General features: G+C 61.5%; 20 protein-coding genes and 1 riboswitch. Of the genes, 7 read left to right on the forward strand and 13 right to left on the reverse strand.

From position 1 onward, the window contains the following. Positions 1 to 101: 101 nt before the first annotated feature. The 7 genes from parE to PFEN_RS28025 form a co-directional block, all read right to left on the reverse strand. The gene (gene parE / locus PFEN_RS27995; RefSeq protein ID WP_191489814.1) at positions 102 to 2,006 is read right to left on the reverse strand and encodes a DNA topoisomerase IV subunit B; all 1,905 of its coding nucleotides are present in this window, start codon (positions 2,004 to 2,006) and stop codon (positions 102 to 104) included. A gap of 62 nt (positions 2,007 to 2,068) precedes the next feature. Beyond that, positions 2,069 to 2,677 carry a YqiA/YcfP family alpha/beta fold hydrolase gene (locus PFEN_RS28000; protein WP_191489815.1) on the reverse strand — a complete coding sequence of 203 codons (609 nt, stop codon included), beginning with the start codon at positions 2,675 to 2,677 and terminating at the stop codon, positions 2,069 to 2,071. Between the two features lie 131 nt (positions 2,678 to 2,808). After that, a complete protein-coding gene (gene cpdA / locus PFEN_RS28005) occupies positions 2,809 to 3,627 on the reverse strand; it encodes a 3',5'-cyclic-AMP phosphodiesterase (protein WP_191489816.1) in 819 nt (272 codons plus the stop codon). 292 nt (positions 3,628 to 3,919) lie between these two features. Further along, positions 3,920 to 4,969 carry a lipopolysaccharide heptosyltransferase I gene (waaC, locus tag PFEN_RS28010; RefSeq protein ID WP_191489817.1) on the reverse strand — a complete coding sequence of 350 codons (1,050 nt, stop codon included), beginning with the start codon at positions 4,967 to 4,969 and terminating at the stop codon, positions 3,920 to 3,922. Beyond that, positions 4,966 to 5,649, reverse strand: coding sequence for a 2OG-Fe(II) oxygenase family protein (locus PFEN_RS28015; protein ID WP_191489818.1), 684 nt, complete (start codon positions 5,647 to 5,649; stop codon positions 4,966 to 4,968). The genes waaC and PFEN_RS28015 overlap by 4 nt, the downstream gene beginning before the upstream one ends. 29 nt (positions 5,650 to 5,678) lie before the next feature. Then, positions 5,679 to 6,131, reverse strand: coding sequence for a DUF1249 domain-containing protein (locus PFEN_RS28020; protein WP_191489819.1), 453 nt, complete (start codon positions 6,129 to 6,131; stop codon positions 5,679 to 5,681). Then, the gene (locus PFEN_RS28025; protein WP_191489820.1) at positions 6,122 to 6,739 is read right to left on the reverse strand and encodes an NUDIX domain-containing protein; all 618 of its coding nucleotides are present in this window, start codon (positions 6,737 to 6,739) and stop codon (positions 6,122 to 6,124) included. Before PFEN_RS28025 ends, PFEN_RS28020 begins: the two co-directional genes overlap by 10 nt. Positions 6,740 to 6,948: 209 nt before the next feature. Between PFEN_RS28025 and PFEN_RS28030 the strand changes: the two genes are divergently transcribed. Beyond that, a complete protein-coding gene (locus PFEN_RS28030) occupies positions 6,949 to 7,689 on the forward strand; it encodes an RsiV family protein (RefSeq protein ID WP_191489821.1) in 741 nt (246 codons plus the stop codon). Here the strand turns inward: PFEN_RS28030 and cytX are convergent. Beyond that, complete coding sequence (gene cytX, locus PFEN_RS28035; protein ID WP_191489822.1) at positions 7,658 to 8,947, reverse strand: putative hydroxymethylpyrimidine transporter CytX; 1,290 nt, start codon at positions 8,945 to 8,947, stop codon at positions 7,658 to 7,660. The genes PFEN_RS28030 and cytX overlap by 32 nt on opposite strands. Before the next feature lie 98 nt (positions 8,948 to 9,045). Next, positions 9,046 to 10,935, reverse strand: a complete 1,890-nt coding sequence (gene thiC / locus PFEN_RS28040) for a phosphomethylpyrimidine synthase ThiC (protein WP_191489823.1) — start codon at positions 10,933 to 10,935, stop codon at positions 9,046 to 9,048. 145 nt (positions 10,936 to 11,080) lie between these two features. Then, positions 11,081 to 11,186: riboswitch (TPP riboswitch) on the reverse strand. A gap of 186 nt (positions 11,187 to 11,372) precedes the next feature. Between thiC and PFEN_RS28045 the strand changes: the two genes are divergently transcribed. Continuing rightward, positions 11,373 to 12,812 (forward strand): TolC family outer membrane protein, encoded by a 1,440-nt coding sequence (locus PFEN_RS28045; protein WP_191489824.1) that lies wholly within the window; start codon positions 11,373 to 11,375, stop codon positions 12,810 to 12,812. Between the two features lie 171 nt (positions 12,813 to 12,983). Here the strand turns inward: PFEN_RS28045 and waaA are convergent, their stop codons facing one another. Beyond that, complete coding sequence (gene waaA / locus PFEN_RS28050; RefSeq protein WP_191489825.1) at positions 12,984 to 14,261, reverse strand: lipid IV(A) 3-deoxy-D-manno-octulosonic acid transferase; 1,278 nt, start codon at positions 14,259 to 14,261, stop codon at positions 12,984 to 12,986. Positions 14,262 to 14,284: 23 nt separating this feature from the next. Continuing rightward, complete coding sequence (locus PFEN_RS28055; protein ID WP_191490274.1) at positions 14,285 to 15,169, reverse strand: LysR family transcriptional regulator; 885 nt, start codon at positions 15,167 to 15,169, stop codon at positions 14,285 to 14,287. 108 nt (positions 15,170 to 15,277) lie between these two features. On the opposite strand from PFEN_RS28055, the gene PFEN_RS28060 reads away from it, so the two are divergent. The 4 genes from PFEN_RS28060 (at position 15,278) to PFEN_RS28075 (ending at position 18,783) form a co-directional block, all read left to right on the forward strand. Then, positions 15,278 to 15,610 carry a DMT family transporter gene (locus PFEN_RS28060; protein WP_191489826.1) on the forward strand — a complete coding sequence of 111 codons (333 nt, stop codon included), beginning with the start codon at positions 15,278 to 15,280 and terminating at the stop codon, positions 15,608 to 15,610. 181 nt (positions 15,611 to 15,791) lie between these two features. Beyond that, positions 15,792 to 16,967: an NAD(P)/FAD-dependent oxidoreductase gene (locus tag PFEN_RS28065; RefSeq protein ID WP_191489827.1), complete on the forward strand. Its 1,176-nt coding sequence runs from the start codon at positions 15,792 to 15,794 to the stop codon at positions 16,965 to 16,967. Beyond that, positions 16,964 to 17,776 carry an aldo/keto reductase gene (locus PFEN_RS28070; RefSeq protein ID WP_191489828.1) on the forward strand — a complete coding sequence of 271 codons (813 nt, stop codon included), beginning with the start codon at positions 16,964 to 16,966 and terminating at the stop codon, positions 17,774 to 17,776. Before PFEN_RS28065 ends, PFEN_RS28070 begins: the two co-directional genes overlap by 4 nt. Before the next feature lie 41 nt (positions 17,777 to 17,817). Next, positions 17,818 to 18,783 carry a metal ABC transporter ATPase gene (locus PFEN_RS28075; protein ID WP_191489829.1) on the forward strand — a complete coding sequence of 322 codons (966 nt, stop codon included), beginning with the start codon at positions 17,818 to 17,820 and terminating at the stop codon, positions 18,781 to 18,783. A gap of 145 nt (positions 18,784 to 18,928) precedes the next feature. On the opposite strand, the gene hldE is transcribed toward PFEN_RS28075, so the two are convergent. Both hldE and msbA read right to left on the reverse strand, forming a co-directional pair. Next, on the reverse strand, positions 18,929 to 20,350 hold the full coding sequence (gene hldE / locus PFEN_RS28080) for a bifunctional D-glycero-beta-D-manno-heptose-7-phosphate kinase/D-glycero-beta-D-manno-heptose 1-phosphate adenylyltransferase HldE (protein ID WP_191489830.1): 1,422 nt from the start codon (positions 20,348 to 20,350) through the stop codon (positions 18,929 to 18,931). 113 nt (positions 20,351 to 20,463) lie between these two features. Beyond that, a complete protein-coding gene (gene msbA, locus PFEN_RS28085) occupies positions 20,464 to 22,269 on the reverse strand; it encodes a lipid A export permease/ATP-binding protein MsbA (RefSeq protein WP_191489831.1) in 1,806 nt (601 codons plus the stop codon). 158 nt (positions 22,270 to 22,427) lie between these two features. Between msbA and PFEN_RS28090 the strand changes: the two genes are divergently transcribed. Beyond that, positions 22,428 to 23,633 carry an O-antigen ligase family protein gene (locus PFEN_RS28090; RefSeq protein WP_191489832.1) on the forward strand — a complete coding sequence of 402 codons (1,206 nt, stop codon included), beginning with the start codon at positions 22,428 to 22,430 and terminating at the stop codon, positions 23,631 to 23,633. Positions 23,634 to 23,663 lie beyond the last annotated feature (30 nt).

A 23,663-nucleotide genomic window follows, 5' to 3' on the forward strand; every position in this document is an offset into this window, starting at 1 on the left:
CGTAGTCTGGCGCGGCGGCTGTAGCGCCGCGCAGGTGAATTCGGTGGTGTTCAACAGGCGCGGGCCTGGCAGCGGTCGTTCGCCGCCGGGGCCGCTGCGCATCAGGCCAGGACCTCGGCCAGGTCGCCCTTGGATTCCAGCCAGGTCTTGCGATCGCCCGCACGCTTCTTCGCCAGCAGCATGTCCATCATTTCCGAGGTGGCTTCGAAATCGTCCAGGGTCAACTGCACCAGGCGCCGGGTGTTCGGATCCATGGTGGTTTCCCGCAGTTGTGGCGGGTTCATCTCACCCAGGCCCTTGAAGCGGGTGACCTGTGGCTTGCCGCGCTTCTTCTCGGCCACCAGGCGGTCGAGAATACCGTCACGCTCGGCTTCGTCGAGGGCATAGAAGATCTCCTTGCCCAGGTCGATGCGATACAGCGGCGGCATCGCCACGTAGACATGACCGGCATCCACCAGCGGACGGAAATGCTGGACGAACAGGGCACAGAGCAGGGTCGCGATGTGCAGGCCGTCGGAGTCGGCGTCGGCGAGGATGCAGATCTTGCCATAGCGCAGCTGGCTCATGTCCGCCGCGCCCGGATCGACGCCGATGGCCACGGCAATGTTGTGCACTTCCTGGCTGGCGAGCACTTCGCTGCCGTCGACTTCCCAGGTGTTGAGGATCTTCCCGCGCAATGGCAGGATCGCCTGGAACTCCTTGTCCCGCGCCTGCTTGGCCGAACCGCCGGCGGAATCACCCTCCACCAGGAACAACTCGGAACGCATCGGGTCCTGCCCGGCGCAATCAGCCAGCTTGCCCGGCAGCGCCGGCCCCTGGGTGATGCGCTTGCGTTCGACCTTCTTGCTGGCTTTCAGGCGCCGACCGGCGTTGTTGATCGCCAGCTCCGCCAGTTGCATGCCCAGCTCGGGGTTGGCGTTGAGCCACAGACTGAAGGCGTCCTTGACCACTCCGGAGACGAACGCGGCCGCCTCACGGGAGGACAGGCGCTCCTTGGTCTGGCCGGAGAACTGCGGCTCCTGCATCTTCATCGACAGGACAAAGGCAATCCGCTCCCAGACGTCTTCCGGCGCCAGCTTCACGCCACGCGGCAGCAGGCTGCGGAATTCACAGAACTCGCGCATGGCATCGAGCAGGCCCTGGCGCAAGCCATTGACATGGGTCCCGCCCTGGGCCGTGGGGATCAGGTTGACATAGCTTTCCTGGACGCTGTCGCCGCCTTCGGGCAACCACAGCAGGGCCCAGTCCACCGCCTCCTTGTTACCGGAGAGGCTGCCGCAGAACGGCTCGTCCGGCAGCCGCTCGAATTCGCTGACCGCATCCACCAGATAGGAACGCAGGCCGTCTTCATAATGCCACTCGACCTTCTCCCCGCTGGCCTTGTCCTCGAAACTGACCAGCAGCCCCGGGCACAATACCGCCTTGGCCTTGAGCACATGCTTGAGACGGCTGACGGAGAACTTCGGCGAATCGAAATACTTGGGGTCCGGCGCAAAGTACACGCTGGTGCCGGTGTTGCGCTTGCCAACGGTGCCGATGATTTCCAACTCGGTGGCCTTGTAGCCATCGGCGAAGGTCATCTGGTATTCGTTGCCGTCGCGCTTGACCCTGACCCGCACCTGGTTCGACAAGGCGTTGACCACGGAAATCCCCACGCCGTGCAGGCCACCGGAGAACTGGTAGTTCTTGTTGGAGAACTTGCCGCCGGCGTGCAGCTTGGTGAGGATCAGTTCAACGCCCGACACACCCTCTTCTGGATGGATGTCCACCGGCATGCCGCGCCCGTCGTCGGACACTTCCAGGGAATGGTCGGCGTGCAGGATGACCTGCACCGATTTCGCATGCCCGGCCAAGGCTTCGTCGACACTGTTGTCGATGACTTCCTGGGCAAGGTGGTTCGGCCGACTGGTGTCGGTGTACATGCCCGGGCGTTTGCGCACCGGGTCGAGGCCCGAGAGGACTTCGATGGCGTCTGCGTTATAAGAGCTAGCGCTGGGAGTGGCCATGGGGTCTCGTCGTCAGTCGTCTATGAATAGGGGTCATTCTCAAGGCTCCGCGCTTCAAGGCATCAGAGCAGCGAGAAGTCGATCGCCTGGTATGTATCGGCACCGATGCCGGCAAAGCTGAGCAAGGCCGGCAATTGTTGGGCAAAGCCCTGGAAACTATGATCGCCGCCGGCCTGGATACGCAAGGCACAAGCCCGGTAATACTGCTGGGTGGCACGATAATCCAGGGTTTCGTCGGCGGTCTGCAGCCAGACCTGGAAACGTTGCGGGTCCTGCGGGGCCGGAACTTCCAGCTCGGCCAGGGCCGTCACGTGATCGATGCTCAGGTCCCAGGTCTCGCCACTGTAGAGGTTCTGCTGGGGCCCAAGGTAGCCATCGAACATCCGATGCGGCGCCACCGCCGGGTTGACCAGCAATGCCTTCAGGCCATGGCGCTCGGCCAGGCACGTCGCATAGTAGCCGCCGAGCGAGCTGCCGACCAGCAGTGGACGACCGAGTTCGGCAATCGCGGTGTCCAACTGGACCATCGCCTGGCGTGGATGATGATGCAAGGCCGGCACCCGCAACCGCGCGGCCAGGCCCAGGCGCTCCATCAGCAGGATCAGCTGGCTGGCTTTCTTCGACAGCGGTGAGCTATTGAAACCGTGGATATACAGGATCGAACCGGACATCTGATCGCTCTCCATTGGCAGGTTCCCGTCAACCGACAGCCAGGCACCGCACAGACAAAGACGCGCAGTTTAGCCTGACTCCGGCGCCCTGACTCGCCTTGAGACGTTTCCTACTTATTAAGAAGAAGCGGTCAGTAGCCCGTACCGCCGTAATCGACCTCGAAATCGAAGCCCTGGACCCGGGAAACCGCGGTCTCCAACCGTCCGTCCGGATACAGGCGCAGCCAGCGATAGCCCGGGGCCTTGTCGTCGACCTTGAAGGCCTGGCTGCCCGGCGCGAATTGCACGCAAGTAGAGGGCGAAGCCAGCAGGCGCACACCGTTGCGCTCGCGGTCCAGCTCCTGGTGGATATGCCCCCAGAGCAGCGCCCGTACCTGGGGAAAGCGATCCAGCACGGCGAACAGCGCTTCCGGATTGCGCAAGCCGATGGGCTCCATCCAGGCGCAATCGATGGAAATCGGATGGTGATGGAAACACACCAGGTGATGGCGCTGCGGCGCCTCGCTCAGCGATTGCGCCAGCAGTTGCAACTGTTCGTCCTGCAGATAGCCCGGTACCGAGCCGGGCACGGCGGAATCAAGCAGGATAATCCGCCAATTGCCGATATCCACCACCGGTTCGAGCAGATCGCTGTGGTGAGCGGCCTCGGCCATTTCCCGCAACTCATCATGATTGCCGGGGAACCAGCGAGCCGGTGCCGGGATGACCTCGCTCATCTCGCGAAACTGCCGATAGGACGCCACCGTGCCGTCCTGAGACAGATCACCACTGGCCAGCACCAGGTCGATCCGGGGCTGCTCGGCCAGTACACAGTCGATAACCCGTTGCAGACTGTCCCGGGTATTCATGCCCAACAGCGTACCGTCCGACTCGGCAAACAGATGGCTGTCGGACAGTTGCACCAGCAACACGGCGTCCGCGGGGGGCGACTGAGTGGATACGCTCGGCAAGATGCTCTCCTGCAAAATACTGAGGGGGCGTTCTGGACGCTTCGATCAAGAAATCGCGCCGCAAGCAATTATGGTCGGAGAATTGGCAAAGAGGAAATAGGAGAACCGGACACACTTCACATTAAACCGGATACAACCTGCAAATCGCCATGGGCCTTGGCGATCGCGGCGCTCGACAAGGCCAGCCCGCGGCGCCCGACCTTGTTTCAGAGCAGGATGCCGGAGGGGGCGGAGTAAAAGTTTCAGGTGATCTTGTCGCCCGACTTTCGCCGGGGCGAGGAACCCGCAAGATTCAAGATTGCAGAATCATTTTGGGCGCCGGCACAACGTCAAGTTGCGCCAAAAATTGCGCCCAGACTTTTTCGGGCTGCATGGATTGCACAAAACAGGCTGACTCCGCCGCTATCTTGCACTTTTGCCGGTAGCAAGGCACACATTCAAATTCAGCGAGCAAATGTCGCTGATGCAATCCCGTTGCCCCGATTAAAGCAGGATCCGTTGCCCCATAAAGATGAACAGCAGGCTTATCAAGCGCGGCAGCCACATGCCCAAGCCCGGTATCGACACAAATAGCGCCGGCGGATCGTGAAATCATCGCCGCTTGTTGAGTGATCGACAAACGCGGCAATACCGTTGTACCTGATGACGCCTCGGCCAGCCGATTCGCGCGGGCTTGCTCATTGGCATTCCCCCACGGTAAAACAACATGATAGCCGGCTTGCACAGCTATTTTAATCAATTGTTGCCAATACCGCTCCGGCCAATGCTTGGCATCCCAGGTAGTACTATGAACGAACACCAAATAGGGCGAAGGCAGTGCAATAGGCAAGGCAGGTAATTGTTGCTGATCAATAGAAAAATCAGGCAATGAATCAGGCACCGTATAACCTAACGCCTTGGCAAACAGTTGACGCTGCCTGGCAATGGCATGCTGCTTGAGTGGAATCGTAAAGGTTTTATGACAAACCAGGTGCGCAAATTTTTCCCTGGCGCTGTGCCGATCCATCCCGCAACGCAAGCCACGAGTAAAACTCATGACAATGGCGCTTTTCAAGTTATTTTGCGCGTCAATGACGACATCATACTTCTTTGCGCGAACGTGTTTCCACAGCGCACTCAACTCACCCGTTTTAATACTTTTCCATAGATCGCGCCGCCAACGACGATGAGCCGTTGTGATCAGGGTATTAACTGCGGGATGCAACTTGGCGATTTCAGCAAACGCCTCGTCCACGACCCAATCGAATTGAATGCCAGGAATAGCGTTGACGGCATCGGTAATAGCAGGAAGGGCGTGAACCAAATCGCCCATGGAGGTGAGCTTGACAACCAGAACATTCATGAAATTCTATTACCGAATAAACGCCTGCGCCACGCCTTGAATTTTGCAGAAAACCCGTGACGCTTTGCATGTTTATTCAGCGCGGCCTCACTGACAACATAATTTAATTGCAAGACCTTACGCGTCCCCAAAAATGTTTTATGACCATGCCAACCATTTTCAGTCACTTTAAAAAGCAACAAGGTACCCGCTTGGGGAGGCACCTCGGCAAAATAATTATCCAGATCATGATCATTATTCAGCAAGCGCAAGCGACCGCCATCAGACTGCCAATCTTCATTCATATACAACAGCACGGTAATCAATTTACTTTTACTGTCGGTATGAATGCGCCCATCTTTATGATCCGACTTGCCGCGCACCGTGATCATGACCGGCTTATCAGACAGATCGATTGCAAACTTCTCGGCAATCACCTGACGAAAGGCATCGCTTTTCAGTTCATCAATGAGTTTAGCGAAATACCCGCCATATTGGACGGTCGTTAATGGAAAGCTACCCGCATCTTCAACAAGTGGAAAATCCTGTTGAACCCTCGACAGAAACTCGCTTGACAGCACATTACCAACAATGCTATGCGGAAAGGGCGATAACTGAACCGGGGTCGCCTTTATAGCAACAAGATCAATGATTTCGCAGTTCATCATATAATCAATTCTAAAAGTTTCGAATTTCTCCATTTTACCAGTAATTTTTTGACGGCACTATCCTAGCGAACCACCTCGAACTCATGTCCACAGGCCAGGCAGTGACTCAGCCACTCGCCCAGGAACACATTGAGCTGGGCTTTCTCATCCGGCTGGTGCATGGCCGAGTTCGGATACGGATAGATACTGCGAAAGCGCCGCGCATGCTCGGCACTGATCACCTCGGCCATGCGCGCATCATGGTAGACCTGTACCTGCAACTGCGGCACCGGCAACCAGGGCAGGCTATGTTCCTGACGTACCAGCAAGGTGGTGGTGTAAGGACAATCCTGCAACACCTCCAGCGCCAACACCCCGAGCATCTGGTCGCCCTGGGTCACGGCAATGCGGCGCGCGCGCTGCTGCTCGCGCATCTGCGGCAACAGCCGCATCAGGCGCGCATAGTTGGCCTCACAGGCGGCTTGCAACCCGATCAGGTCAACCCGATAACGTTCGCGCAGCAGACTTACGACCATAACCCCCTCACTTCAGCACGGTTCAATGCCAGCCATTGCAAGGCAATGATCGACGCCGCATTGGCAATTCGCCCATCGCGCACGGCTTGCAAGGCGTCTTCGAAAGCCCAGACCGTGGCACGGATATCTTCATTTTCTTCTGCCAGCCCGTAGAGACCGCCAGCCCCTTCGGTGTCACAACGCCCCAGGTACAAATGCACCAACTCGTTGCTGCCACCCGGCGACGGAAAGTACCGGGAAATCGGCCACAGGGCGGTCAGATTCAGGTCAGCTTCCTCCTGTGCCTCGCGGTGGGCAACCTCTTCCGGCTGTTCGTCCTTGTCGATCAGGCCGGCGACCAGCTCAATCATCCAGGGATTCTCGGCCTTGCCCATGGCACCGACCCGGAACTGCTCCAGCAACAACACTTCATCACGCCTGGCATCGTAGGGCAGGACGCACACCGCATCATGCCGGACAAAGACCTCGCGGTTGATCGGGTTGCCCATGCCACCGTCAAACAGTTCATGGCGCAGGTGCAGCCGATCAAGGCGGTAGAACCCCTTGAAGCAGTTCTCCCGCAGGATGACCTCGACCGTGGTCGGGCTGGTCCTGGTGATGTCCGTCATCATGTTCCCCATTGTGATAGCAGCGAGGCACGCCCTCGACTTCGCGCCATCCTAACGCGCCGAAGTGCCATGATGCAGCCCCTTTCCCCTCGCCGGGATAGACGGGCACCCCTGAAACCTACTCTAATTAGCTTAGTGGCGAACCGAGTACGCCGCTGACAGTCGAAGCACGATCACTTGACCTTTTCTTTCGCTGACGAAGGACACCCATGTCGTTTTTTAAAATCGCCGCGCTGGCGGCAATCGCCCTGACCCTGGGCGCCTGCCAGAGCCTGTTCCAGCCGAGCCTGAAAACCCCGTTGAGCGTCAAGAACGACACCTCCGAACAGATCAAGCCAGGCTGCAACGATCCGGATTGCCCACTGGTGAACATCGATACCGTGCACTTCCCCGACGAGCCGCAACTGGATGCCGCGGTGGAGCGGGCGCTGCTACAGATGGGCCGCACCTCGGCCGACGCGCCATTGCCGGCCTCGCTCAAGGCTTATCGCGAACAGTTCCTCGCCAGCGCCAAAAGCCGCCACGGCAGCTACTTGCAAGCCAAGGTACGCGAGCAGCATGACGGCTTGGTGATCATCGAACTCGCCAGCTACCTGGACGACGGCAACGAACAAGGCACGCCAGGACGCGGCTTCCTCACCTGGTCGCGCCAGGATCACAAGGCCCTGAGCTTGCAGGACATGCTGCTGCCAGGCCAGGAAGAGACGTTCTGGAAACTCGCCAAGGTTGCCCATAACAACTGGCAGATCGGCAACCGGCTGGACCAGGATTTCATCGCGTCATGGCCCTTCCGGAAAACCCCGAATGTCACCCTGGCCAGCGACGGCATGATCCTCAAGTACAACGTGACAACCATTGCCCCTTACGCCATGGGCCTGATCGAAATGAGTATTCCCTACCAGCGCCTCAACGGCGTGCTCAAGCCCGAGCTGTTCCCCGCTCGGCGCTGAAGACTCGGCCGAGCAGCCCTTGCAGCAACCCCGCCAGCACCAGTGATGGCAGGGTTGCGCCCAACTCCGGATGGAAGTTGGCCAGCCAGTGATAGGTCGCCACACCCCCCAGCCAGGCCAGCAGCGCCGGCCAGCGCAACAACGACGAAGCCCCCCTGACGCCGCGCCCGCGCAGGATGAAGTGATCCACCAGCACCACACCGAACAGCGGCGCGAACACCGAACCGATCAGCAGCAGGAAGTTCTGGTATTGCGCCAACGGTGCGAAGCAGGCGATCAGGGTGCAGAGCACGCCAATGGCCAGGGCCAGGTGCTCGACTTTCCAGCGCAGCAGGATGCCGCTGGAAACCGCCGCCGAGTGGATATCGGCAAAGGCGTTTTCCGACTCGTCGAGCAGGATCAGCAGCAGTGGAATGCCCAGCCCGGCACCCGCCAGGGCCAGCAACAAGGCATTGGTTTCCCCGCTGGGGGCAAACGCCAGGGTATAGGCGACACCCAGGCTCATCAGCCAGAAGTTGCCGACCAGAAAGCCCAGTGCCGTGCCACCGAACACGCTTTGCGCGCGCTTGCCGAAACGCGAGTAATCGGCGATCAACGGCAGCCAGGACAGCGGCATGGCAATGGCGATATCAAAGCCCACGGCAAACGGCATCGAACCGTCCCCCGCCTGCGCCCACAACGCCACCAGGTCGGCCTTGGCGAACAGGTTCCAGGTCAGCCAGAGACAGGCCGCCAGCAGCAACCAGATGCCCCATTTGCGCAGGATCTTGCGCACGAAGGTCAAGGGGCCGCTGACCGCCAGCAAGGTCGCCAGAGCGCCGAACAGCAGGGTCCAGAGTAACGGTTTGGCCAGCAGGCTGCCGTCACTGAACGCCCGGGCGCCCAGCAGGCTGGCCGCATCGCGCATGACGATGATTTCGAACGCGCCCCAACCCACCAGTTGCAGCAGGTTGAGCAGCGCCGGCAGGCTGGCGCCGTAGTGGCCGAGGCTGAGCTTCAGCGCGGCCATCGAGGCCAGTCCGGTGTCGCTGCCGATCACGCCGACGGCGGCCAGCAGCAGAACGCCCACCACGCTGCCGAGCAAGATCGCCAGCAACGCGCCGGACAGGCCAAGGCCCGGCGCCAGCAAGGCACCGGTCTGCAGGACCATCAGGCCGATACCGAGGGAGAACCACAGGGAAAACAGATCGCGCGCGCCGAACACACGCTTGTCGGCGGGGACCGCGAGATCGGGGGAATAGGTGCTGGGAGTGTTCAAGAGGGTTGGCCCAAGGGAAGGAGATAGGTGTTTTTTATCGTGAGAGCATCCTTGCCCACGAAAGGGCCCTTACAGGCCCCCTATTACTTCAGATCGCGTCAAACCTTCTGGTACAACTGGCTACCTTCGCGCTTGAAGCGCTCGGACTGTTCCGCCATGCCCTTGGCCGCTTCCACATCGACCGCCTCGATCCGCTGGTTGGCCGCGTACTCACGGACTTCCTGGGTGATCTTCATCGAGCAGAACTTCGGCCCGCACATCGAGCAGAAATGCGCGACCTTGGCAGAATCCTTCGGCAAGGTCTCATCGTGGTAGGCCCGCGCGGTATCCGGGTCCAGACCCAGGTTGAACTGGTCTTCCCAGCGGAACTCGAAGCGCGCCTTGCTCAAGGCGTTGTCACGGATCTGCGCGCCCGGATGACCTTTTGCGAGATCGGCGGCGTGCGCGGCGATCTTGTAGGTGATGATCCCGGTCTTCACGTCATCCTTGTTCGGCAGGCCCAGGTGTTCCTTGGGCGTGACGTAGCAGAGCATGGCGCAACCGAACCAGCCGATCATCGCCGCACCGATACCGGAGGTGATGTGGTCATAACCCGGCGCAATGTCGGTGGTCAACGGACCGAGGGTGTAGAACGGCGCCTCGTCGCAGCACTCCAGCTGCTTGTCCATGTTCTCCTTGATCAACTGCATCGGCACGTGCCCCGGGCCTTCGATCATGCACTGCACGTCGTGCTTCCAGGCGATCTTGGTCAACTCGCCGAGGGTCTCCAGCTCGCCGAACTGCGCTTCGTCGTTGGCATCGGCAATCGAGCCCGGACGCAGGCCGTCGCCCAGCGAGAAGCTGACGTCGTAGGCCTTCATGATTTCGCAGATTTCGTCGAAGTGGGTGTAAAGGAAGTTTTCCTTGTGGTGCGCCAGGCACCACTTGGCCATGATCGAACCGCCACGGGAAACGATCCCGGTGACGCGCTTGGCCGTCATCGGCACGTAGCGCAGCAGCACGCCAGCGTGGATGGTGAAGTAGTCGACGCCCTGCTCGGCCTGTTCGATCAGGGTGTCGCGGAACAGCTCCCAGGTCAGGTCCTCGGCCACCCCGTTGACCTTCTCCAGCGCCTGGTAGATCGGCACGGTGCCGATCGGCACCGGCGAGTTGCGGATGATCCACTCGCGGGTTTCATGGATGTGCTTGCCGGTGGACAGGTCCATGACCGTATCCGAACCCCAGCGAATGCCCCAGGTCAGCTTGGCCACTTCTTCCTCGATGGAAGAACCGAGGGCGCTGTTGCCGATGTTGCCGTTGATTTTCACCAGGAAGTTGCGGCCGATGATCATCGGCTCCAGCTCCACGTGGTTGATGTTGGCCGGAATGATCGCGCGACCGCGGGCAATTTCCTCACGGACGAATTCCGCGGTGATCTGTTTCGGGATGCTCGCGCCGAAGCTGTGGCCCGGGTGCTGCTGCTTGAGCAGACCGGCGGCGCGAGCTTCCTCCAACTTGAGGTTTTCGCGGATGGCCACGTATTCCATCTCGGCGGTGATGATGCCCTGACGGGCGTAGTGCATCTGGCTGACGTTGGCGCCGGCCTTGGCCCGGCGCGGGTTGTTGACGTGGGCAAAACGCAGCTTGGTCAACTCGGGGTCGGCCAGGCGCTGCTGGCCGAAGTTCGAGCTCAGGCCGGTCAGGCGCTCGGTGTCGCCACGGCTGTCGATCCACGACGAGCGCACATCGGCCAGGCCCTTGCGCACGTCGATGGTCACGTTCGGATCGGTGTAGGGACCGGAGGTATCGTAGACCAGCACCGGGGCATTGATCTCGCCACCGAAATCGGTCGGAGTCACATCCAGGCTGATCTCGCGCATCGGCACGCGGATATCCGGGCGCGAGCCCTGCACATAGATTTTTTGCGAGCGGGTAAACGGCTGTACTGATTGCTCGTCGACCTTGGCCGAATCGCTGAGGTTGGCGGCATCTTTTGCTTTTGTACTCATCACGGCTCTCCAGACGGCATCCAGGGGGATTGTCGGGACGAACCTGAAGGCACGGACACACCCGGACGGGTGCTGTGCTCTATCCTGGCGAACGCTGTTCGATTGTCGAACAACATCCCGGACAAAGCACAAGAGGACTCGCCGGGGGACGAGAAATCTTGTTCCCTACGCAGGCGCTAACCTGATCAGGTTCAACGGGATCCGGATTTATCCGATCTCAGCCTCACAGCAAGGCACCCCGACAAGAACGAGGCGAGTTTAGAGAAGACTGCGACATAATGCCATCTCCCCCTTGTTCGTCTGGATAAATGGCAGATATACAGGATTGTTGCCGACCCGCCCCGGCACTACACTCGCTACGTCTTGACGCTGGACCCACCGGGCAGTAGCCTCGGCCACCGCATTACCACCGTAATATTTACTCTAGGAATTGCCTCATGCTGCGCAAACTTTCACTGGCCCTGGCCGTGTCTTGTGCGACCAACGGATTGGTCTGGGCAGCTGAAACGCCCCTGACGGCCAAGACCGACCTGGTCAGCGTCTACCAGGAAGCCCTGGGCAATAACGCCGACCTGGCGGCCGCCCGCGCCGACTACGACGCGCGCAAGGAAGTCGTGCCCCAGGCCCGTGCCGGCCTGCTGCCGAACCTCTCGGCCGGCGCCAGCACCAACAATGTCCAGACCTCCATCGACCAGCCGTCGATGAACCTGAACCGTAGCGCCACGACTTACCAGGCGACGTTGGCCCAGCCGCTGTTCCGTGCCGACCGCTGGTTCCAGTACCAGGCCGCCAAGGACATCAACGAACAGGCCGCCCTGCAACTCTCGGCGACCGAGCAGAACCTGATCCTGCAAAGCGCCGAAAGCTACTTCACGGTACTCCGCGCCCAGGACACCCTGGCCTCGACCAAGGCCGAGGAAGCGGCGTTCAAGCGCCAGCTCGACCAGTCCAACGAACGCTTCGACGTCGGCCTGTCGGACAAGACCGACGTACTGCAATCCCAGGCCAGCTACGACACCGCGCGGGCCAACCGGATCGTCGCCCAGCGCTCGGTGGCGGACGCCTTCGAAGCACTGATCACCCTGACCAATCGTCAGTACAACTCGATCCAGGGCATCGCCCACACCTTGCCGGTGCTGGCACCGACCCCGAATGACGCCAAGGCCTGGGTCGACACCGCGGCCCGGCAGAACCTCAATCTGCTGGCGAGCAACTATGCCGTCAGCGCCGCCGAGGAAACCCTCAAGCAGCGCAAGGCCGGTCATGCGCCGACCCTCGATGCCGTAGCCAAGTACGAGGCCGGCGACAACGACGGTTTCGGCCTGGGCAATCCCAATGCGCTGAATCAGAATTATGCCGGGCCAGTGAAGCAGACCACGATCGGGCTGCAATTGAGCGTTCCGCTCTACAGCGGCGGCCTGACCAGCTCGCAGGTGCGCGAATCCTATTCGCGCTTGAGCCAGACCGAGCAACAGCGTGAAGCGCTGCGCCGGCAAGTGGTGGAAAACACCCGCAACCTGCATCGCGCGGTGAATACCGATGTGGAACAGGTGCAGGCGCGCAAGCAGTCGATCATCTCCAACCAGAGTGCGCTGGAAGCGACCGAAATCGGTTATCAGGTGGGCACGCGCAATATCGTCGACGTACTGGATGCCCAGCGTCAGCTGTACACCTCGGTGCGCGACTACAACAACACCCGCTATGACTACATTCTCGACAACCTGCGCCTGAAGCAGGCAGCGGGCACCCTGAACCCGGGCGACCTGAGCGACCTGGCGCGCTACCTGAAGGCCGACTACAACCCGGACAAGGACTTCCTGCCGCCGGATCTGGCGAAGGCCGCGGCGGCCAACCTCAAGGCCAATCCGAAGTACTGATGGGTTCCTGAGAACACCACGGAACCTGTAGGAGCCGCCGGTCGACGCTCGATTGCCCGCGAAGGGGACCTCACCGGCGCCAAAAGCTTCGTCGGAACGCCGCCCGGACCAAGCCCCGCTCCTACAGGACGTATTACGGCCACAAAATCGTGTTCATCCTTGATTGAGGATCTAGCGCGACAGCAACCGCCCCAACCCATCCAACAAGCGCTGCAACGCCCCCTGGTTGGCCCGCATCACCTTCAGTCCCGCCTCGCCCATCTTCTGCGCATCGCGTGGCAATTCGAACAGGCGCTGCACCGCCAGCGCCAGCCCTTCGGCATCGTCCACTTCCTGCAACGCCCCGGCCTCGCGCATCAACGCGGCGATCTCGAGGAAGTTGAACAGATGCGGCCCGCTCAACACCGGCTTGCACAGCGCCGCCGGTTCCAGCAGGTTATGTCCGCCGTTGGGCACCAGGCTGCCGCCGACGAACGCACTATCGGCCAGGGCATAGAGAAACAGCAGCTCGCCCATGGTGTCGCCGAGCAGCACCTCGGTCTGCGCACCGACAGGAATGCCACTGGAACGCCGGACTGTCGAAAAGCCCTGTTCCTGGCACAAGGCGAACACGCTGTCGAAGCGTTCCGGGTGACGCGGCACCAGGATCAGCAAGGCATTCGGATAACTGCCGAGCAACCGCCGATGGGCCGCCAGCACCACCGCGTCTTCCCCCTCATGGGTACTCGCGGCGATCCACACCGGCCGCTCCCGCGCCTGCCATTGCCCACGCAGCTCGGCGGCCCGCTCAAGCAGTTGCGGATCGATGCTCAGATCGAACTTGATCGAGCCCGTGACCTCGACGCATTCAGGCCGCGCGCCCAATTGCCGGAAACGCTCGGCTTCAGCCTCGGTCTGCACGGCGATCAGGCTCATTTCCTCCAGCATCGGCCGGGTCAAGCGCGCGAAGCGTCCATAGCCCCTGGCCGAACGCGCCGACAGCCGCGCATTGGCCAACGCCACCGGGATCCCGCGTCGGGCACACTGATGGATATGGTTGGGCCACAATTCGGTCTCCATGATCACCGCCAACTTCGGCCGGACCGCATCGAGAAAGCGCGCCGCCGCCCACGGCAAATCATAAGGCAGGTAGCAATGCTGGATCCGTGGCTCGTCGGCGAACAGCGCCTTGATTCGCTCGGAGCCGGTGGGCGTCATGCAGGTGACGGTGATCGGCAGCCGTGGATATTTCGCCAGCAGAGCGCGGATCATCGGCGCGGCGGCAATACTCTCGCCGACCGATACCGCGTGTACCCAGATCCCGTCCGGGCGTAGCGCCGGCAGGCCACGGCCAAACCGTTCGCCAACGCGCCGGGCATAAGCCGGCGCCTTGCGCGCCCGCAGCCATAGACGCAACGCCACCAGCGGCAGCCCCAGATGAAACAGCAAGGTGTAGAGAGTTCTATTCATGGCGGCGGAGTTTATCGGCTTTTTCAACCAATCGCCTGCAAGTGCTCGGCAAACCGTTCGGCCAGCCAGCGCGCCGCCGGGCCCAGGGGTTCGTCGCGACGCCAGACCAGCTCCACCACCAACGCCGGCGGCGTCCATTCGCTGCTCAGCTCGACCATCTGGTTCTGGTACGCCGGGTATTGCACCACGTGTCGCGGCAGCCAGGCCCAGCCCAGGCCGCGCATCAGCAGCTCAGCCATCACGTAGAAGGAGTCCGCTCGCCAGACCTGCGGGCTGAGCTGTTCACCGCCGGGATAACCGCTCAGTTGCGGGGCGATGAGCAATTGCCGATGCCGGGCCAACTGCTGGCGGTTGACCCGCGGCGAAGCCGCCAGCGGATGGTTGACCGCGCACACCGTAACCATTTCAACGCTGCCCAGCGCCCGCCGCTCCAGGGTCTGCGGCATCGGGTCGTGGTGGAACAGCAGGCCCAGGTCCGCGCGCCGCTCCACCAGCTTGCGCGCGACGTCGCCCTGGGCGCCGCTGGCCAGTTGCACCTCGACGCTGGGAAACTGCTCCGACAACGCCTCCAGGCTGTCGAGCACCGGCTGGTAGGGCATGGCCTCGTCCTGCGCCAGGCGCAAACGCGCTTCCTGGCCACGCATCAAGGCCAGCGCCCGACCATTGAGACGATCGCACTGGCGCAGCACCTCCCGCGCTTCCTCCAGCAACGCGGTGCCGGCCTCGGTCAATTTCGGCTGGCGACCACTGCTGCGCTCGAACAGCGTCACACCCAGATCCGTTTCCAGAAGGGCGATCGCGTTGCTGACCGCCGACTGCGCCTTGTGTTGTTCACGCGCCACGGCGGAAAACGAACGCTGCTCGGCGACGCCGACGAACAGGCGCATCTGCTCCAGGTTCCACTGAATACTCATGAACAACCCATCTTATTTTCAGATAGGTAATGACTTTACCCCATCTGATGACTCTCTAGAATGCCCATCTCATCAGCAGGCCCAAACACGAGAGATTGCCCCATGCACGCTTACTACTACCTGGCCATCGCCATCTGCGCCGAAGTCATCGCCACCGTCTCCATGAAAGCGGTCAAGGGCCTGAGCACGCCGCTCCCGCTGCTGCTGATCATTGTCGGCTATGCCATCGCATTCTGGATGTTGACCCTGGTAGTGCGCACGGTGCCGGTGGGCGTGGCCTACGCGGTCTGGGCCGGGATGGGGATCGTGATGGTCAGTATCGCGGCGCTGTTCCTCTACGGGCAGAAGCTGGATATCCCGGCGATGTTGGGCATGGGACTGATCGTGCTCGGAGTCGTGGTGATCCAGCTGTTCTCGAAGACCGCCGGGCACTAGAGCCGGCAAGCGCCAATGCCAGCCGACCAGGGAAACCTGAATCTGAACGCGGTTTTGTGGCGAGCGGGCTTGTCGGAACGCCACAGGATCGTGCTCGGCTTCAACTGCTCGCACACCACCCAGGCATGCTCTCTATGAGCCTGTATACTGCGAGCCTTGTCTTGAACACCGAGGTCGTCGCATGCCATCCGCTCTCTCCACCGATGTCCTGATTGTCGGCGCCGGCGTCGCCGGCCTCTGGCTCAACGCGCGCCTGCGGCGCCAGGGCTTTTCGACGGTACTGGTGGAAAGCGCCAGTCTCGGCGGCGGGCAGAGCGTCAAGTCCCAGGGCATTATCCACGGCGGCGCCAAATACGCCCTGCACGGCGCCCTGAGCGGCGCCTCGGAAGCCATCGCCGACATGCCACGGCGCTGGCGCGAAGCCCTGGCCGGCACCGGCGAGCTCGACCTGACGGGCGTGCGCCTGCTGTCCGACGCCCATTACCTCTGGTCCCCCGGCACCCTGGCCGGCAACCTCACCAGCTTCTTCGCCAGCAAGGCGGTGCGCGGTCGGGTCGACCAGGTCAAGGGCGAGCAACTGCCCCCCGCCCTGCAAGACCCGCGTTTCAAGGGCAAGGTCTATCGCCTGGCCGAACTGGTGATCGATGTGCCGAGCCTGCTCACGCGCCTGGCCGAACTGGCCGGTGACGGTTTGCTGGCTGGTCACGACATCGAACCGCTGCTGGACAATGAGCAACTGGTCGGCCTGCGGGTCGATGGCCGGGATATCCACGCCCAGCGCATCGTGCTCAGTGCCGGCGCCGGCAACGCCGCGTTGCTCAAGGTCCTGGGCCTGAGCCAGCCGGCCATGCAGACGCGCCCCTTGCACATGGTGCTGGTCAAGGGCCCGAGCTTGAAACCGCTGTATGCCCATTGCCTGGGTGGCGGCCCCAAGCCGCGCATTACCGTGACCACTCATCCAGCGGCCGATGGCCAGTGGGTCTGGTACCTCGGCGGCGATATCGCCGAGGCCGAAGGTGTCGCCCGCGAGCCCGCCGAACAGATCGCCAGCGCACAGAAGGAACTGGGCAACCTGCTGCCCTGGGTCGATCTGAGCCAGGCGCGCTGGGCCACCTTGCGGGTGAGTCGCGCCGAACCGCAGCAATCCGGCCTGACCCGTCCGGACAATGCCTTCCTCGCCGAGCAGGGTCGCCTGCTGGTGGGCTGGCCGACCAAGCTGGCCCTGTCGCCGGACTTCGCCGACCGCGTGATCGACAGCCTGGAACGCGATGGTATCCGCCCGGGGCCGGCAGCCACCTTGCCCGAACTGCCCAAGCCAGCCATGGCGCAAACGCCTTGGGAGCAACTGCTGCCATGAGCCAACCGACCCTGCACGACCTCCATCGAGCCCTGGGCAGTACCGGCCTGTTGGTTTCGCCCCTGGGCCTGGGTACCGTCAAGCTCGGTCGTGACCAGGGGGTCAAATACCCCAGTGGCTTCCAGATCCCCGACGACCAGCAAGCCCGCCAACTGCTCAAGCTGAGTCGCGACCTCGGCATCAACCTGATCGACACCGCGCCGGCCTATGGCCGCAGCGAGGAGCGCCTGGGCCCGCTGCTGCGCGGACAGCGCCAGGAATGGGTGATCGTCAGCAAGGTCGGTGAAGAGTTCGAAGCCGGCCAGTCGCGCCATGACTTCAGCGCCGCGCATACCCGGCTGTCCGTGGAGCGCAGCCTGCAACGCCTGGAAACCGATGTTATCGACCTGGTGCTGGTGCATTCCGACGGCAACGATCTGGCGATCCTCGAGCACAGTGAGGCCTACCAGACCCTCGATGCCTTGAAGCACGAAGGCAAGATCCGCGCTTTCGGTTTTTCCGGCAAAACCGTCGAAGGCGGCCTGAGGGCGCTGGAACAAGGTGATTGCGCGATGATCACCTACAATCTGAACGAACAGGCCGAGAAACCGGTCATTGACTATGCTACCGCCCACGGCAAGGCGATCCTGGTGAAAAAGGCCCTGGCCAGCGGTCATGCCTGCCTGGCCCCCGGTATTGACCCGGTGCGGGCCAGCTTCGAACTGCTATTTGCACAGCCCGGCGTTGCCAGTGCTATTGTCGGCACCATCAACCCGGTGCACCTCGCCCACAATGTAGCGACGGTCGCCCGGGTCATTCGCCAAAACTGATGCCGCCCAGGCGGCCGACCCCGACGCAAGAAGGAGCCGAGATGCCGCGGACGCTGATACGCAAGAACCCCAGCAACTTCAAGACCCTGCCGTTACTCGTCGAGGCCACGCCCGAAGGCTTGTGCTACCAGAGCGTCGGAATGCCGTTGAACTTTGCGCAAACCTTGCACAAGCGCAAGCCGGTAAGCGTAGGTGACCCCGAGCGCTTTGCCCTGGAACTGGCCAACCTTGGGGTGTCGGTGCGGCTGACCCTGCACTGGCACAACCGTGACTACTGGGTCCTGGTGCGCCAACGACGCCAGGATCGCGGCGATGTGGTGCTCAAGCTGATTTCCGGCTATGTCCCGGCCCATGAACTGGCCATTCCCCTGCTCACCGCGATCGCGGAAATTGCCGAGGAATGCCTGCTGGAAACCCCGGAAGGCTGGCTCGGTGGTCGCTTCAACGACACCTGGTTGCCGACCCCCTACTCGGCGGCCCTGCATTACCGCGAAGCCCTGCCCTTTCGCCTGACCGCCTTGTCCGGCGCGGCGCGACCGGTACGCTGCGGCACGTTGCAGCTCATGGAACGACCGCAGACCTACGTGCACCTGCCCACCGCTTCGTTGCAACTGATCTATGACCTGCGCCTGGAGGTCCCGCGCGAGGCCAAGTCCCTGAGCCTGTTCCATGTCGACGAGCGCCTGGAAAACGATCAGTTGGTGGCTCGCCTGGACCGCGGTCGGCCCGACCTGTACCTGATGCCGCTCAAGGACGGACAGCCCTGCGCCGAGCTCTACACCCTGAAAAAGGATCAGTTGCATCCGGCCAGTACCCGCGGCCTGTACCTGGCGGAAAGCTTTGCCCAACAGCAAGGCTGGGTGGTGCGCGAGGAGCGGATTCGCTGGAAGGACTGGGTCCGCGAGCAGGGCCTGGGGGAGCCCGAGAAGGATTCGAAGATCAGGCGCCTGACCGGCAAGGCGCGGCAGATCCTGCGCAAGATCGTGCCGGTGAAGAGCGGACGCTAGGAAAGAGAGCAGGTACGGATATTAATCTGGGAGCCGGTTTGCCGGCGATAACGTGAACCTCGCGGACGAGCCCCACCGGGGCGCCGGACCAGCATGAAGACTCATGACCGGCCCGCGCGTATCGAACGGGCCTCACGCTTATTTATCAGTGGCTGCGGATTTTCTCGACAATCGCCGTGGTCGAGCTGTTTTCCACCAGTCCCAATACCTTCACCGTACCGCCATAGGCCGTCACGATGGAAGCACCGACCACCTGGTCGATCCCATAGTCACCGCCCTTGACCAGCACATCCGGCTTGACCTGGGCCAGCAGGTTCTCCGGTGTGCCCTCGGAGAAGCTGATGACCCAGTCCACGGCCCCCAGGCCAGCGAGCACGGCCATGCGCCGATCGACACTGTTGATCGGCCGTCCAGGCCCCTTGAGGCGGCTCACCGAGGCATCGTCATTGACCGCGACGATCAACCGATCGCCCTGGGCCCGCGCCTGCTCCAGATAGGTCACGTGACCGGCATGGAGGATGTCGAAGCAACCATTGGTGAACACAATCTTCTCGTTGTGCGCCCGCGCATCGTCAACTGCCAGCAGCAGTTGCTCCAAGCCCAGTACACCGCGCTCGGAGCCTTCCTCGCGCTGGATCGCCCGCCGCAGTTCAGGCGCACTGATGGCCGCCGTACCGAGTTTGCCGACAACGATGCCGGCGGCGAGGTTGGCCAAGGCCACCGCCTGGGGCAGTTCTTCGCCCGCGGCAATGGCCGCCGCCAGGGTCGAGATCACCGTATCGCCGGCACCGGTCACATCGAACACTTCACGGGCCCGGGCCGGCAGGTGCAGCGCCGGATGATCGGGGCGCAGCAGGGTCATGCCATGCTCGCCACGGGTCACCAGCAAGGCGCCGAGGTCCAGGTCCTGCATCAACTGAGCGCCCTTGGCCACCAGCTCATGCTCATCGGCACAGCCGCCGACAATGGTTTCGAACTCGCTGAGATTCGGCGTGATCAGGCTCGCGCCACGGTAGATCGAAAAATCCTTGCCCTTGGGGTCGGCCAGCACCGGAATGCCGCGAGCCCGGGCGGCCTGGATCAGGGCCTGATGATTCTTCAAGGCGCCTTTGCCGTAGTCGGACAGCACCAGTACCTTGACGCCTTCGAGCAAACCATCGACTTCAGCCCCGAGGGCCAGGGCGTCGGTGGCAAAAGGCTCCTCAAAGTCGATTCGCAGCAACTGCTGGTGGCGGCTCATGACCCGCAGCTTGACGATGGTCGGCTGGTGCGCGATGCGCTGGAACAGCGCACGGACCCCGGCGCCCTTGAGGCTGTTGGCCAGACTGTCGGCGGCTTCATCGTCACCGGTGACCCCCACCAGCGATGCCGGGGCGCCCAAGGCGGCGATGTTCAGGGCAACGTTGGCGGCGCCACCAGGACGGTCTTCGATGTGCTCGACCTTGACTACCGGTACCGGTGCCTCAGGAGAAATCCGTGAGGTACCACCATGCCAGTAACGGTCGAGCATGACATCGCCGACCACCAAGACAGGGGCTTGATCGAATCGCGGCATGGACAACTTCATGGAGCAACCCACATAAAAAATGAACAGGGGCGCGATATTAACACAGGGTTGCCGAAGGCTAGCCTAGACAAAAACAGGGCGCGCCAATCAGCATCGCGCACCCTGCCAATGGATCAGACGATCCCGACGTGTGCCGGTTCATCCAGGCCCATGGCGTTGAGCCGGGCGTAATAACCGTTCTGGGCCAGCAGCTCGGCATGGGTGCCGCGCTCGACGATACGCCCCTGATCCATGACCAGAATCAGATCGGCCTTCTCGATCGTCGACAACCGGTGGGCAATTACCAGGGTAGTGCGTCCTTGCATGGCGTGGTCCAGGGCAGCCTGGATATGCCGCTCCGACTCGGTGTCGAGAGCCGAGGTCGCCTCGTCGAGGATCAACAGCGGAGCGTTCTTGAGCAGCGCCCGGGCAATAGCCAGGCGCTGGCGCTGACCACCGGAAAGCAGCACACCGTTTTCACCCACGAGGGTGTCAAAACCCTGGGGCAGCTGCTCGACAAAATCCTTGGCATACGCATCCGCCGCCGCCGCCTCGATATCGGCCCGCGGAGCGCCGGCCAGATCGCCGTAGGCGATATTGTTCGCCACGGTGTCGCTGAACAGCGTGACATGCTGGGTCACCTGGGCAATGTGCCGCCGCAGATTCAACAATCGATAGTCCTCGACCTCCACGCCATCAAGAAGAATCTCCCCGCTGTCATGGTGATAGAAGCGCGGGATCAATGCGGCGAGGGTCGACTTGCCGCTACCGGAGCGTCCGACCAGGGCCACCATCTGGCCGGGCTCGACACTGAAGCTGACATTATCCAGGACCTGCCGCTCGGTTCCCGGATAGGTAAAACTCAGGTTGCGCACTTCCAGATGGCCGCTGATCGATTCGCGCGAAACGGTACCATTGTCCACTTCCGGGGCGACATCGAGTTGCTCGAAGATACTTTCAGCACCCGCAACCCCCTTCTGGATCGTGGAACTGACTTCGGACAACTGGCGAATCGGCTTGGGCAGCAAACCGGCCAGGGTGATGTAGGCGATCATGTCACCCGCCGAGGCATCGCCACGCAGGTAGAGCACCAGGAACAGCAGCACCGCCATGGCGCTGTAAATCACCATTTGCAGCAACGGCGTATAGATCGCACCGGTACGGGTCATGCGCAACTGCCTGTCGGTGTTGCTCAGGCTGGCCTTGAGGAAGCGCTGCTGCTCGTAGGCTTCACCGCCGAAGCTGCGGACCACGCGATAGCCCTGGATGGTTTCCGAGGCCACATGGGTGACATCGCCCATGGCGACCTGGATCTTCTTGCTCTGTTTGCGAAACTTCCTGCTCGAGGTGCTGACCATCACTGCGATCAACGGCAGGATGGCAACCATGACCAGGGTCAGGCGCCAGTTCATCCACAGCAGCGAGAGGAACAGGAACACCACGGTCATGCCTTCGCGAATCACCACCTTGATCGCGTCGGTCACAGCTCCGGTGACCATGGTCACGTTGAAGGTGATACGCGAGATCAAATGCCCGGAATTGTTGGTGTCGAAATAACGGTTGGGCAAGGTCAGCAGGTTGTTGAACAGCTCCACCCGCAAATCGTGGACCAGACCCAGGGTCACCCTGGCCAGGAAGAAGTTCCCCAGGTAGGAGCCCAAACCTTGCCATGCGGCAATCAGCACGAGCAGTATCGGCACGGCTTGCAGCAATTGCAGGTCGCGCAGATAAGGCACCGTTGGAAATAGCGCGGCTTGTGGGTCGGAAAGACCATCGACGAAATATTTCAGAATATAGCCGAGCATCGGCTGGGTCGAAGCGAATATCAGGAAACCCACGATACTCAGTGCGAACAGGCCAGCATAAGGCCGGACGTAGCCGAGTAGGCGGAAGTATACTTTCAAGCTCGAGGGGCTTGCGCTGAGACTGGATTCGGTCATATCACGCGGCGGTTATGAAAATGGAGGCTGACTTTAGCACAGCTTCCCGGGTGTATTTGCACACAAAATAACCAATAATCCCGGGGCTTAACCGATGACATTGAAAAGCTACCCTTCTATGATGACCACCGCCTCTTCTTGTGGAAAGACTTGCCTGAATGCAACCCCATCGCCTTACCTCTGCTGCAAACTGTATTTTCGATTTTCTGTCTCAATGGATTCTGCCGCTAGGGTTGCTGGTTTTGCTTTCAGGGATGTTCTTTCTCGAGAGCCGCAATGCGCTGACCTCGTTTTACCTTGGGCTGTTCGGAATCCCCTCGCTGCTGATGCTCTGTCTGCGCCCGAGTGAAATCAAGATACTACTGGGTGAACCGATTATTGCTGGATTCCTGGCGCTCTGTATCTGGCTGTGCCTGAGCCTGCTGTGGAGTCCTCCGGAGAACCAGGATTTCGGGATGATGAAAATCCCCTTGCAACCACTCATGCTTTTCGCCGGTTGCGCCATGCTGCTCCAGTACCGTAACGAGGCATTGAAACCGCTGCTGTTCTGCGCAGCGAGCATCGCCCTGGTCGCAACCATCGACTACCTCGTGCCGTTTATAAAAAACTACGTGCCAGGTGATCGCATGATCGGCGGCGGCGCGTTCACCAACCCGCTGCTGAGTTCTCATCTGTTTGGCTTTTTCTGTATTTACTGGTTGTGCATTTGCATTACCAGCCAGCGCCTGTCAATCCTCTGGCTCAGTGTACCGGCCGTAGCCGTCATGTTGGTCGCGGTCCTGGCGACGGGTTCACGAACCCCCCTGGTAGCCCTTGCCCTGTGCATCCTGTGGCTAAGCATTGTCAGTCGCAATCGAAGGGCCCTGGTCTTGATCGCAGGCATGCTGCTGGGATCGGCGGCCATTCTGCTGGTGTTTCCGGAAATACTGGGCGATCGCGGCAGCTCTTATCGCTTGCAGATCTGGCAAATTGCCTTGGGAAGAATCGCCGAACATCCCTGGATCGGCCATGGATACGACGCTGAGTTGCACATCGATGTCGGCTTGGGTTATCCGCTCATGGAACCCCACAGTTTTGCGCTAGGGGTTCTCTATTACATCGGTATTATCGGCCTGATCCCCTGGACCTTCGTACTGGGGTGGGGCCTGCTCAGCAGCTACCGGCAGCGCCTCCAACCACTCTTTGTCCTCGCCTCCACGCTGCTGGTCTACGGCATTGGCGCCGGCCTGACCGAAGGCGGCGCGGTGCTCACCCGTCCGCGGGAACACTGGTTTCTGCTGTGGATTCCCTTGGCCCTGATCGCAGCACTCAATATCGCCAACCGCCGCAACCAAGTGAAGAACACGAAGCCCGTTCAAGCTTGAGTCATGACCCGGCAACGCCAATCCGTGCCG

Source organism: Pseudomonas sp. FEN, from assembly GCF_904067045.1.
Taxonomy (GTDB): Bacteria; Pseudomonadota; Gammaproteobacteria; order Pseudomonadales; family Pseudomonadaceae; genus Aquipseudomonas.

What these genes read in the sequence shown, in the direction of transcription:
- PFEN_RS28000 (WP_191489815.1), bottom strand. Translation starts at nt 2,677, where the DNA reads ATGTCCGGTTCGATCCTGTATATCCACGGTTTCAATAGCTCACCGCTG.
- PFEN_RS28030 (WP_191489821.1), top strand. Translation starts at nt 6,949, where the DNA reads ATGTCGTTTTTTAAAATCGCCGCGCTGGCGGCAATCGCCCTGACCCTG.
- PFEN_RS28075 (WP_191489829.1), top strand. Translation starts at nt 17,818, where the DNA reads ATGCCGCGGACGCTGATACGCAAGAACCCCAGCAACTTCAAGACCCTG.
- PFEN_RS28015 (WP_191489818.1), bottom strand. Translation starts at nt 5,649, where the DNA reads ATGGAGAAATTCGAAACTTTTAGAATTGATTATATGATGAACTGCGAA.
- msbA (WP_191489831.1), bottom strand. Translation starts at nt 22,269, where the DNA reads ATGACCGAATCCAGTCTCAGCGCAAGCCCCTCGAGCTTGAAAGTATAC.
- PFEN_RS28025 (WP_191489820.1), bottom strand. Translation starts at nt 6,739, where the DNA reads ATGACGGACATCACCAGGACCAGCCCGACCACGGTCGAGGTCATCCTG.
- hldE (WP_191489830.1), bottom strand. Translation starts at nt 20,350, where the DNA reads ATGAAGTTGTCCATGCCGCGATTCGATCAAGCCCCTGTCTTGGTGGTC.
- PFEN_RS28065 (WP_191489827.1), top strand. Translation starts at nt 15,792, where the DNA reads ATGCCATCCGCTCTCTCCACCGATGTCCTGATTGTCGGCGCCGGCGTC.
- PFEN_RS28045 (WP_191489824.1), top strand. Translation starts at nt 11,373, where the DNA reads ATGCTGCGCAAACTTTCACTGGCCCTGGCCGTGTCTTGTGCGACCAAC.
- PFEN_RS28060 (WP_191489826.1), top strand. Translation starts at nt 15,278, where the DNA reads ATGCACGCTTACTACTACCTGGCCATCGCCATCTGCGCCGAAGTCATC.
- PFEN_RS28090 (WP_191489832.1), top strand. Translation starts at nt 22,428, where the DNA reads ATGCAACCCCATCGCCTTACCTCTGCTGCAAACTGTATTTTCGATTTT.
- PFEN_RS28070 (WP_191489828.1), top strand. Translation starts at nt 16,964, where the DNA reads ATGAGCCAACCGACCCTGCACGACCTCCATCGAGCCCTGGGCAGTACC.
- waaC (WP_191489817.1), bottom strand. Translation starts at nt 4,969, where the DNA reads ATGAATGTTCTGGTTGTCAAGCTCACCTCCATGGGCGATTTGGTTCAC.
- parE (WP_191489814.1), bottom strand. Translation starts at nt 2,006, where the DNA reads ATGGCCACTCCCAGCGCTAGCTCTTATAACGCAGACGCCATCGAAGTC.
- PFEN_RS28020 (WP_191489819.1), bottom strand. Translation starts at nt 6,131, where the DNA reads ATGGTCGTAAGTCTGCTGCGCGAACGTTATCGGGTTGACCTGATCGGG.
- thiC (WP_191489823.1), bottom strand. Translation starts at nt 10,935, where the DNA reads ATGAGTACAAAAGCAAAAGATGCCGCCAACCTCAGCGATTCGGCCAAG.
- waaA (WP_191489825.1), bottom strand. Translation starts at nt 14,261, where the DNA reads ATGAATAGAACTCTCTACACCTTGCTGTTTCATCTGGGGCTGCCGCTG.